Genomic DNA, 10,224 nt, shown 5'->3' with positions numbered 1-10,224 from the left:
GGCCCCCGAACCCGACCCCCGGCGGCCCCGCGCCACCCCCGAGCAGGCCGGTGCGGCGCTCGCCGCCCGCGACCGGGTCGGGGCCGGCGTCGCGGACGCCGCCGAGCGGCACCGCCTGCACGCCGAGGCCGATGCGTTCGACGCGTACATGCGGGAGAACCCCCCGCCGTCCGAGGCGTTCGGGGTGCAGGTCGACCTCGGTCTCGACGGCATCGTGGTCGTCGAGGTCGCCGCCGAGCAGGACGTCCCCGTGGTGCTGTCCGGCCTGGACTGGGCGCAGGAGGCCGTCGTCGGGTACCACGTGCGGTGGGAGGCGCCTGACGTCGAGGAGCTCGAGTCCGAGCGGCCGTCGCTGCCGCACCGCGTCGCCCGGGGCCGGGCCGCGCGGGTCGTGCGCGGGATCGCGCGCGAGGTGCACGGCGAGGTCGGCGGGGAGATCGCCGACATGGCCGGGTTCCTGGTCGACCCGACGGAGCTCTGACGCGGAGCCGCGCGGGCACTGCGGTCGAGCGCCTGGCCGACGGTGCCGGGCAGCGGTCGTTCAGTCCCGCGGAAGTCCCGTTGGTCGGGGAGCGAGTGGTTCGTAGTCGTCCGGGCTGTCGTTTCTGGCGACCCGTGGTCCAGCGTCGGGTCCGAGCGCATACGTGATGACGACGAGTCGTTCTCCCTCGATGCCGGGACTAGGGGCCCGGCTGCCGATGGTGACCCAGCCGAAGCGGATGAAGCCGTTGCGCGTGAGGTCGCAGAGGTAGCTGCTGCGACCGATGCGTCTGAGGCAGGAGGGCTCGTCGATGTCGGTGAGCTCGGCGGCTGTGAAGAGGCGATGGAGTGCCTCATCTTGAGTTCCGGCAACCACGTACCGGCCACTCATCACTTTCTTGGTGCGGAGTGACCAGGGGTTCCGGGCGATGCCGGGAGGGACGCCAGTGGGTTCGTAGTCGGTGCCGAGGATGGTGTCGCGGAGGGTGTGCATCTGGGTGGTGGTGCGGGTGGCTTCTGCGGGGGCGACGACGAGCCAGCCGAGGGCGCACAGGGTCAGGGCGAGGGCCTGTCCGAGGGCGCGGAACAGGCGGATGTGGCGCGCACCGCGCCACACGGGCACCTGCGCAGGTGCGGGCACCGGGTATCCGGGGGGACGTGGGTGTCGGTGTCAGGCGGTGGGTCGGGTGCGGTGGCGGGACCAGGTGATCCCGGCGGTGCCCAGGGCAGCGCGCAGGGCAGAACGACGACGCGACACGGGGGACCTCCAGCGACGGTGCGGGTGGGAGGCCGCCGCAGCGACCAGTGCCTCCGGACGTTAGGGACCGCGCTGCCCTGAGTAGTTCCCGTGCAGGGGCTGAGTAGGTGGTGGGCGGGGCCGGGGCTTCACGTCCCGGGAAGCGCTCCCGTTGCGACCCCGCCGCACCCGTCCGACGATGGCGGAGGACGACGCCCGCCGGCGCTGACGGCGGGCGTCGACGTTCCCCCCGGGGGTCCCCGGGCGCCTGCAGCACGCCGGGCGCCGACCGCCTCCGGGAGCCGACGCGGAAGGTACAACCACGTGACCGACCAGTACACGTTCCAGGACCCGATCGCCCAGTACCCGATGCCGACGCCGCCGGAGCAGAGCCAGGACGGCCCCGGCCTCGACGCGGACCTCGCTCCGGAGGCCGACCACGGCGCGAGCACGTACCGGGGCTCCGGCCGCCTCGCGGGGCGCAAGGCGATCATCACCGGCGGGGACTCCGGCATCGGCCGGGCCGTCGCGATCGCGTTCGCCCGGGAGGGCGCCGACCTCGTGCTGAGCTACCTGCCCGAGGAGCAGGAGGACGCCGAGGCGGTCGCCGCGCTCGTCCGGGAGGCGGGGCGCACGGTCGTGCTCGCGCCGGGCGACGTCGCCGACGAGGCGTACTCCCGCTCGCTGGTGCGCACCGCGCTGGACGAGCTCGGGGGGCTCGACACCCTCGCGATCGTGGCGGGGCGGCAGCAGTTCGTCGAGGACATCGCGGACCTGACGTCGGAGTCGTTCGACCAGACGTTCCGGACCAACGTGCACGCCCTGTTCTGGCTGGTGCAGGAGGCCGTGCCGCACCTGCCGAAGGGGTCGAGCATCATCACGACGTCTTCGATCCAGGCGTACCAGCCGGCGCCGATCCTCGTGGACTACGCCACCACGAAGGCGGCGATCAACACGATCTCGAAGGCGCTGGCCCAGCAGCTCGCGCCGAAGGGCATCCGCGTGAACGTCGTCGCCCCGGGACCGATCTGGACCCCGTTGCAGACGGCGGGCGGGCAGCCGCCGTCGGCGCTCCCGGAGTTCGGCGAGCAGACGCCGTACGGCCGGGCGGGGCAGCCGGCCGAGCTCGCGCCCGCGTACGTGTACCTGGCGTCGCAGGAGTCGGGCTACGTCAGCGGGGAGACGCTGAACGTCAACGGGGGGATGCCGACCCCGTGACGGACCGCAGTGGTCCGCCGGGCCTCGGGAACGTGGACGGCGACGCCACCACGCGCACGCAGGGGTCGGGTCACGCGGCGGCGGACGAGCTGCGCGACCCGACCCCGCGCACGGACGGCTCCGTGGACCTGCGCGCCTACGCGGCGCTGGGCGACGGTCGGACGGTGGCGCTGGTGGCCGACGACGGTCGGGTGGACTGGTTCCCGGTGCCCGACCTGGACACGCCCCCGGCGTTCGCCGCGCTGCTGGACGCCGAGCAGGGTGGGTTCGTCGCGCTGGCGCCGACGGTGCCGTTCCAGGTGCGTCGGCAGTACGTCGTCGGCACGAACGTGCTGGTCACGACGTACGTGACGGCTGACGGCGAGGTCCGGGTCACGGACGCGATGAACACCGGCGTGGCCGGCCGGCTGCCGTGGAGCGAGCTCGCGCGCCGGGTCGAGGGCGTGCGCGGGTCGGTCCCGATGGCCTGGCGCGTCGCGCCCGGCACGGTGCTCGGCTCGGCCTCGCCGTGGGTGCAGGGCACCGTGCACGGCGCGGTGCTGCGCGCCGACGGCGTGACGATGGCCGTGCGGACGCTCGGCGGGACGACGCCCGTGGTCGACGACCAGGCGTGCACCGGGGCGTTCGAGGCGACCGCCGGGTCGCGGCACCTGCTGGCGGTCGTCGGCACCGAGCGCGAGCCGGTCATGCTGCCGGACCCGGAGGACGTCGACGCGGGGATCGACCGGACGATCGAGAACTGGCAGGGCTGGTCCCGCGAGTTCCACTACGACGGGCCGTGGGGCAAGGCCGTGCAGCGCAGCGCGCTCACGCTGAAGCTGCTGCTGCACGAGCCGACCGGCGCCATCGCGGCGGCGGGCACGACGTCGCTGCCGGAGAGCCGCGCGGGCGGCAAGAACTGGGACTACCGGTACGCGTGGGTCCGGGACGCGGCGTACACGCTGGACGCGTGGATCGGGTTCGGGCTGCGCGAGGAGGTGCACGCGGCGATCTCCTGGACGCTGCGGACCCTGCGCGAGCACGGCCTGCACATCTTCTTCGCGCTCGACGGCACCCTGCCGCCCGGGGAGCGTGAGCACGACGTGCCGGGCTGGCGCGGTATCGGCCCGGTGGTCACCGGCAACCGGGCCGGCGACCAGCTGCAGCTCGGCGTGTACGGCGACATCCTCGCGGTGGTCCGCGGGTACGTGGACGCCGGGAACCTGCTCGACGCGGAGACCGGGCGGCTGCTCGCGTCCGTCGCCGACGAGGCCGCCGACGCCTGGCACCGCCCGGACGCCGGGATGTGGGAGCTCACCGAGGAGCGGCACTACGTGTCCTCCAAGCTCGGCTGCTGGCAGGCGCTCACCTGCGCCGTGCACCTGGCCGAGCAGGGCCAGATCCCCGGAGAGCCGGACCGGTGGCGGCAGGAGGCCGAGCGCATCCGCGCCTGGGTGGACGAGCACGGCTGGTCCGAGGACCGTGGCGCCTACGTCATGCATCCCGGCAGCGACGCACTGGACGCGTCGGTGCTGCTGCACGCCCGCAGCGGGTTCGACACCGGCGAGCGCATGAGCCGGACCGTCGACGCCCTGCGCGCCGAGCTCGGCGACGGTCCGCTCCTGCACCGGTACTCCGGGATGCCGCAGGAGGAGGGCACGTTCGTGGCGTGCGCGTTCTGGGGCGTGGCCGCGCTGGCGCACGTCGGACGCACCGCCGAGGCCGAGGAGTGGATGGCGGACCTGCTGGCGCTCGCGAACGACGTGGGCGTGTGGCCCGAGATGGTCGAGGCAGGCACCGGGGACTTCCTCGGCAACCTGCCGCAGGCGCTCAGCCACCTCGCCCTCGTCCAGGCGGCGCTCTCGCTCGCGCCGCGCTGAGGACGACGACACCGACGACACCGCCGCGGCCGCACCGGCCGCGGCACCCGACGACCGAGGAGGACTCATGGACCTGGGCATCACCGACCGCATCGCGCTGGTCACCGGCGGCGACTCCGGCATCGGCCTGGCCACCGCGCGCGAGCTGCTCGCCGAGGGCGCGCGGGTCGTGCTCACCGACCAGAAGGCCGAGGGGCTGGAGGCCGCCGTCGCCGAGCTCGGCGCGGGGCCGGACCGGCTGCTCCCCGTGCTCGCCGACCTCACCGTGCCCGCCGAGGTCGACGCGCTGGTCGCCCAGGCGCGGGACGCGTTCGGCGACCCGGAGATCCTGGTGCACGCCGCCGGGGTCACCGGCGCGCAGGGCCTGTTCCACGAGATCGACGACGAGGGCTGGGCGTCCACGATCGAGATCGACCTGCTCGCGACGGTCCGCGTCGTGCGGGCGGTGCTCGGGCCGATGCGGGCGGCGGGGCGGGGGCGGATCGTGCTGCTGGCCTCGGAGGACGGCGTGCAGCCCTACGTGGACGAGCTGCCGTACTGCGCGGCGAAGGCCGGCGTGCTCTCGCTCGCGAAGGGGCTGTCGAAGTCCTACGGGCCGGAGGGCGTGCTCGTGAACGCGGTGTCCCCGGCGTTCGTCGCGACGCCGATGACCGACGCGATGATGGACAAGCGCGCCGACGAGCGCGGCACCGACCGCGACGAGGCGATCCGGTCGTTCCTCGACGAGGAGCGGCCGCTGATGGCCCTGAAGCGCCGCGGTGAGCCCGACGAGGTCGCGGCCGTCATCGCGTTCCTGGTCTCGGAGCGCGCGAGCTTCGTCAACGGGTCGAACTACCGGGTGGACGCGGGGTCGGTCGCGACGATCTGACCGGACCCGGCCCTACCGCTCCGACTCGCCCTCCGGGGCGTCCGGGCCGGTCAGCCGGTCCACGGGCTCCGTCGGAGTCGTCCCGGTGCGCAGCGTGCGCCGCGTCGGCGCCGACGGTGCCTCGGGCGCGGGCCCGTCGAGCACCCGGTCGAGCACGACGGTGGGGTGGTCCTCGCCCGGGTCGGCGGGCGCCGCCGCGGCGGGCTCCGGGGACGGGGCGGGCGGAGCAGCCGGCAGCGTCGAGCGCCGGGTCACCTCGGGCGCTCCCGACGGCTCCACGGCCGCGGAGCCGTCGGGGCCGTCCCCGGGAGCGGCGGCCGCCCCCAGCAGCACCGGCGGCTCGAGCTGGATCGCCGTGGTGTCCGCCGCCCGGGTCGTGGTGCCGACGGGCCGCCCGGTGGTGCGGCGGGCGGTCTCGCGCGGCGGGACGAGCTGGGCGACGGCCCGCCCGTCCTGGGTGAGCGTGACCGTCCGCCCGACGGCCGCGGCGGCGACCAGCTCGGGCAGGCGCGCGGCGGCCTCGTCGAGCGCGACCGCGTCGGCGTCGGTCTCGTGCGCGGTGCGCGCGCGGGCGGCGCCCCGCTGCCCGGTGAGCGCGCGCTCGAGGGCCTTCATGCCCTCGACCAGCAGGAACACCAGGATCGCGAACCCGAGGGTGAGGGACCACTCGCGCAGCGAGATCGGCGCGGAGTCGAACCACCGGTTCATGAACGGCACGTAGGTGAACAGCGCCTGCAGGGCGAGCAGCGCGCCGGTCGCGATCCACACGACGCGGTTCCCGCGCAGCACCCGCCACGTCAGGCTGGACTGGCCGAGGAACCGGCAGTTGAACAGGTAGGCGAGCTGCCCGAGGGCGAGCATCGCCACGGCGGTGGTCTGGGCGACGGCGTAGCTCGTCCGCTCGCGCTCGATGAAGAACACCGCGAGCGTCGCACCGCCGATGAGCAGCGAGACCACGACGACGTGCCGCAGGGAGCGCCGGGAGATGACGGACCCGCCGGTGCGGCGCGGCGGCCGCGACATGACGCCGTCCTCGGCGGGCTCGTAGGCGAGCGCGAGCGAGAGCGTGACGGCGGTGACGAGGTTGACCCAGAGGATCTGCACGGGCGACAGCGGCAGCGTGAACCCGAAGGCCACGGCGACGAGGATGACCAGGGCCTGCGCCCCGTTGGTCGGCAGCAGGAACACCACGGACTTCGCGATGTTGTCGTAGATCCGCCGCCCCTCCTCGACCGCGCGCTCGATGGTCGTGAAGTTGTCGTCCGCCAGGACGATGTCGGCGGCCTCCTTGGTGGCCTCGGTGCCCTTGATGCCCATGGCGATGCCGACGTCGGCGCGGGTGAGCGCGGGTGCGTCGTTGACGCCGTCGCCCGTCATCGCGACGACCTCGCCGTGCGACTGCAGGGCGCGCACGATCCGGATCTTGTGCTCGGGGCTGGTGCGGGCGAAGACGTCGACGTCGCGCACGCGGGTGCGCAGCTGCTCCTGGGTCATCGCCTCGAGCTCGGCCCCGGTGAGGGCGTGCACGTCGCCGTCCTCGGCGACGATCCCGAGCTCGCGCGCGATGGCGGTGGCCGTGCCGACGTGGTCGCCGGTGATCATCTTGACCCGGATGCCCGCGCGGTGGCAGTCGGCGATGGCCCGCACGGCCTCGGGCCGCGGCGGGTCGACGATGCCGAACATGCCGAGGAACGTGAGGTCGTGCTCGACGTCCTCGGGCGCGAGGGTGCGGGTGCCGTCCTCGACGGGGCGCTCGGCGGCGGCGAGGGTGCGCAGCCCCTGGCCGCCCAGCTCCTCGATGACGGCCTCCCAGCGGGCGCGGTCCAGCGGCTCGAGGGTGCCGTCGGCGGCGCGCTGGTGGGTGCAGCGGTCGAGCATCTGGTCCGGGGCGCCGACCACGCGGACGCGGGTGCCCGCGCCCCGGACCTGGTCGAGGGTCGCCATGTACTTGGTGGCGGACTCGAAGGGCAGCACCGCGAGGCGCTCCACGCCGCCGAGGTCGATGCCGGTCTTGAGGGCGAGCGTCGCGATGGCGCCCTCGGTGGGCTGGCCGACCACGCGCCACTGCGCGCCGTCCTGGACCACGCGGGTGTCGTTGCAGGACGCGGCGGCGTGCACCAGGGCCCGCAGGTCGGGGTGGGCGTCGAGGGTGGCGTGCTCGCCGTCGAGCGTCACCCGGCCCTCGGGCGCGTAGCCGAGGCCCCCGACCGCGTACGTGGCGGCGGTGGTGACGACCGTGCGGACCGTCATCTCGTTCTTGGTCAGCGTGCCCGTCTTGTCGGAGCAGATGGTGGTGACCGAGCCGAGCGCCTCGACGGCGGTGAGCTTGCGCGTGATGGCGTTGCGCCGGGCCATCTGCTGCACACCGAGCGCGAGCGTGACGGTGACGAGCGCGGGCAGGCCCTCGGGGACGGCGGCGACCGCGAAGCCGATGGCCGCGGACACCAGGTCGGGCAGGTCCCAGCTGTGGATGAGGCGCCCGATGACGAGCATGACGGCGGCCATGCCGAGGATGCCGAGCGACAGCGTCTTGCCGAACTTCGCGAGCTGCCGGGACAGCGGCGTGTCCAGGTGGTCGACCTCGGCGATGAGCGACTGGATGCGCCCGATCTCGGTGCCGCCGCCCGTCGCGACGACGACGCCGACGCCCGTGCCGGCCGCGACGATGGTGCTGGAGTACAGCATCGAGGTCCGGTCGCCGACCCCCGCGTCCGCGCCGACCGCGGTGACGTCCTTGACCGCGGCGACGGACTCGCCGGTGAGCGCCGCCTCCTCGACCTGGAGGTTGGTCGCCTCGATGAGACGGAGGTCGGCGGGCACCCGGTCGCCGGACCGCACCCGCACGACGTCGCCGGGCACGAGCGTCTCGGCGTCGACGACCTGCCACTCGCCGTCCCGGCGCGCCTGGGCGTCGAGGGAGAGCATGGTGCGGATGCCGTCGAGGGCGCGCTCCGCCTGGCCCTCCTGCAGGAAGCCGATGGCCGCGTTGATGACGGCGACGGCGAGGATCACGCTGAAGTCGACCCAGTCGCCGAGGATCGCCTTGAGCACCGCCGACGCCAGCAGGATGTAGATGAGGATGTCGTCGAAGTGGCTCAGCAGGCGCCGCAGCCAGCCGGGGCGCGGCGGGGCGGGGAGCCGGTTCGGGCCGTGCTCCGCGAGCCGGCGCTCGGCCTCGACGACGGGCAGGCCGGCGGCGTCGGAGCGCAGCGCCGCGAGCACGGCCTCGGGCGGCTCGGCGTACGGCCGCGGCGCGGCGTCGGCGGGGCCGTCCGGGCGCGGCGGGACGTCGGTGAGGGCGGAAGTCGTCATGTCACACCTCTGACTGATCGGCTACCCCGCCATGGTGGCACGCACGCTGGTGGCGACGGCCCTGGTGAGGACCCTCGCCGGGCATCCGCGAACGGGTCGCGCGCGGGATGCCACGGCACTTCCCCCGACCTCGTAGGAGGAAGGGCCTACGCCGGACGGGCGCGGCGCACGAGCCGACGCTACCGCCGCGCGGGTGATCGCGTCGGGCGAAGTTTTACGTGGAGTTCACCCGCAGGGGGTGCGCGGACGGGGGACGGCACGCAGGATGGCAGTCCGGAACCGACGAGGGGGGCGAGGGTCATGGAGATGGGGACGAACGACCAGCAGACGGCCGAGCAGCAGTTCGAGGACGTGTCCTGGACGACCGTCAGCAATCCCCGGCGCGTGCGCATCTGACGCGTCGCCAGCAGTGCCGCTCGGTGCCCTCCGCACCGGGTGGCACACCGACCCGGCCCGCCCGACCGACCGGCGAGCACCCGACGACCCCGCGGCCCCGCGCCGCGGGGTCGTCGTCGTCCGGGCCGCGCGTTCCGCCCCCGGCGGGTGCCGGACGGTGGCAGGATGCCGCCGGGCCCGCGTCGGCGTGGATCCCGCCCCCGTCGGCGACCTGGAGGTGACGCGCGCGTGCACCCGGGTCGCCTGCTGCGCCGTCGGGCGCGCGCCCAGGCGGGACTGCTCGCGCTGGTCGGGCTGCTGGCGGCGCTGGTCGCCGCGACCCTGGCGGGGACCTTCGGGTACGTCGGCATCGCCGCGCGGGAGGGCCTGACCGCGGCCCTGCGGGACGCCGACCCGCAGGCGGCGTCGCTGCAGGTGCGGACCCGGCTGGACGACGCCGACCCCGCCGGGCAGCGCGCCGCGGCGGACGAGGTGCTGGCCGCGACGCTGGGTGACCTGCCGGTCGCGGTGCACCCGACGGCGCGCTCCCTGAGCCTGGCGGCGACGGACGCCGACGGCTCCCCGCTGGGCGCCGTGGTGGCGGGGTCCGACGAGGCCCTCGCGGAGCGCGCGACGGTGGTCGAGGGGACCTGGCCCGCCGACGCCGACCCTGGGCCGGGCGCCCCGGTCCCGGCGGCCCTGGCGGCGGACGCGGCGGCGGTGCTCGGTCTGGCGGTCGGGGACGAGGTCGTGCTCGCCGGGGACTCGCGGTCCGTCCCGCTCACGGTGCGCGTCGCCGCGCTGTGGCAGCCCGACGACCCCACGGACCCCGCCTGGTTCGGCGACCCGGTCGTGCTGGACGGCACGGACGGGCAAGTCGCGGGGCCGTTCCTGCTCCGGGACGCCGACCTGCCCTCCGTGCCCGCCCTCGTGCTGGTGCGGTGGACGCTGGTCCCCGACCCGGATGCCCTGACGCCCGCCGAGCTGCCCGCGCTCCGCGACGCCCTGGGCGGCGTGGTGGACGTGCTGCACGAGGACGGCGCGGTCAACCGGCAGGGCGTCGCCGCCGAGGGGGTGCTCCACGCGACCCTCGGGTCGGTGGACCGGGCGCTCACCGCCGTGCGGGGTGTGTCGACGTCGGCGGCGCTGCTCGCGGTGCTGGTCGGCCTCGTCGTGCTGGGCCAGCTCGCGCGCCTGCTGGTCGAGGTCCGCGGTCCGGAGACCGCCCTGCTGCGGTCGCGGGGTGTGACGGTCGGCCGGGCGGCGGCGTGGGCGGCGGCGGAGGCGGCGGTGGTGCTCGGGGTGGGCGCGGCGGTCGGGGCGCTGGGTGCCGTGCTGGCGCTGCGCCCGCTCGGCACGGTGCCGCCCGCGACGGC

General features: G+C 75.3%; 4 protein-coding genes and 3 pseudogenes. 5 read left to right on the top strand and 2 right to left on the bottom strand.

The genetic code is table 11. The features are described 5' to 3' along the window. Positions 1–481: pseudogene (locus tag EBM89_RS21435) on the top strand (hypothetical protein); the annotation flags it as partial. 60 nt (positions 482–541) lie between these two features. Here the strand turns inward: EBM89_RS21435 and EBM89_RS17765 are convergent. Then, positions 542–1,120, bottom strand: coding sequence for a hypothetical protein (locus EBM89_RS17765; protein ID WP_147463608.1), 579 nt, complete (start codon positions 1,118–1,120; stop codon positions 542–544). Between the two features lie 420 nt (positions 1,121–1,540). On the opposite strand from EBM89_RS17765, the gene EBM89_RS17760 reads away from it, so the two are divergent. The 3 genes from EBM89_RS17760 (at position 1,541) to EBM89_RS17750 (ending at position 5,161) form a co-directional block, all read left to right on the top strand. Then, on the top strand, positions 1,541–2,434 hold the full coding sequence (locus tag EBM89_RS17760) for an SDR family oxidoreductase (RefSeq protein ID WP_305038154.1): 894 nt from the start codon (positions 1,541–1,543) through the stop codon (positions 2,432–2,434). An 89-nt stretch (positions 2,435–2,523) separates the two neighbouring features. After that, the gene (locus EBM89_RS17755; RefSeq protein WP_122150970.1) at positions 2,524–4,293 is read left to right on the top strand and encodes a glycoside hydrolase family 15 protein; all 1,770 of its coding nucleotides are present in this window, start codon (positions 2,524–2,526) and stop codon (positions 4,291–4,293) included. A gap of 67 nt (positions 4,294–4,360) precedes the next feature. Beyond that, entirely contained in the window at positions 4,361–5,161 is an 801-nt protein-coding gene (locus EBM89_RS17750) for an SDR family NAD(P)-dependent oxidoreductase (protein ID WP_122150968.1), read from the top strand. Positions 5,162–5,758: 597 nt separating this feature from the next. Here EBM89_RS17750 and EBM89_RS17745 read toward each other — a convergent pair. After that, positions 5,759–8,473 (bottom strand): annotated as a pseudogene (locus tag EBM89_RS17745) (cation-translocating P-type ATPase); the annotation flags it as partial. Between the two features lie 624 nt (positions 8,474–9,097). Between EBM89_RS17745 and EBM89_RS21430 the strand changes: the two are divergent. Next, positions 9,098–10,224: pseudogene (locus tag EBM89_RS21430) on the top strand (hypothetical protein); the annotation flags it as partial.

Origin of the sequence: Cellulomonas triticagri (assembly GCF_003696205.1) — a bacterium.
Classification (GTDB): Bacteria; Actinomycetota; Actinomycetes; order Actinomycetales; family Cellulomonadaceae; genus Cellulomonas; species Cellulomonas triticagri.
Note: the sequence above shows the minus strand (reverse complement) of the source record. Positions and strands in the feature narration are given on the sequence as shown.